Below are 1,097 nucleotides of genomic sequence, written 5' to 3' on the forward strand. Positions count from 1 at the left end.
AGTCGCATTACCAATGCATCATTACTATCAGATGTATATGTAATGAACGATGTATTGCGTAACTTGAATGCGCAAGTTGATTTCGATGAAGAAAACAATGAAATTATCGTGGACGCTTCTGGTGATCTAACGACTGAAGCACCATTTGAACTTGTCAGCAAGATGCGTGCTTCAATCGTTGTAATGGGGCCATTATTGTCTCGTTATGGTCATGCTAAATTTGCTATGCCAGGTGGTTGCGCTATTGGTTCGCGTCCAATTGACTTACATGTCAAAGGATTTGAAGCTTTAGGTGCCAAAGTAACGACTACAGCAGGTTATGTTGAAGCAAGCGCTGATAAATTAGTGGGTGCCAATATTTATTTAGACTTCCCAAGTGTTGGGGCGACACAAAATATTATGATGGCTGCTGCATTAGCTGAAGGGACAACAATCATTGAGAACGTTGCTCGCGAACCTGAAATCGTTGATTTAGCCAACTTTATCAATAAAATGGGTGGTCGCGTTCAAGGTGCCGGCACAGATACCATTAAAATCCGTGGGGTTGAAAGCCTTGAAGGAACTGAACATTCTGTCATCCCTGACCGTATTGAAGCAGGAACATTTATGGTAGCTGCAGCCATTACTGAAGGTGATGTCTACATTGAAGACGCGATTTCAGAACACAACCAACCATTGATTTCTAAATTAAAAGAATTAGGTGCGACAATTACTGAAGACGTGTCTGGTGTCCGTGTGCAAGGTTCTACCGTTTTGCATCAAACAAAAGCAAGAACTTTGCCATATCCTGGTTTCCCGACTGATATTCAATCACCCTTTACAGTTGCCCAAGTTTTAGCAGAAGGTACTTCAGAAATGGAAGAAACTGTTTTTGAAAATCGCTTTATGCACTTAGAAGAATTGCGTAGAATGAACGCTAACTTTAATATTAACGGCAATACAGCTATTATGAACGGTCCTGCTAAGTTGCAAGGGGCAGCAGTAGCTGCTTCTGATTTACGTTCAGCAGCAGCCTTAATTTTGGCTGGTTTGAAGGCTGAAGGGATGACCAAAGTGTCTGAATTGAAATACTTAGACCGTGGTTACCACTCATTCGA

At 41.7% G+C, this 1,097-nt stretch carries 1 protein-coding gene; it reads left to right on the top strand.

The window, feature by feature from the left end; all coding sequences use genetic code 11:
• On the top strand, positions 1-1,097 hold a 1,097-nt coding region (murA, locus tag ACRCJ0_RS14855), incomplete at both ends, for a UDP-N-acetylglucosamine 1-carboxyvinyltransferase (protein ID WP_431390980.1).

The organism is Aerococcus sp. L_32, from assembly GCF_050689315.1.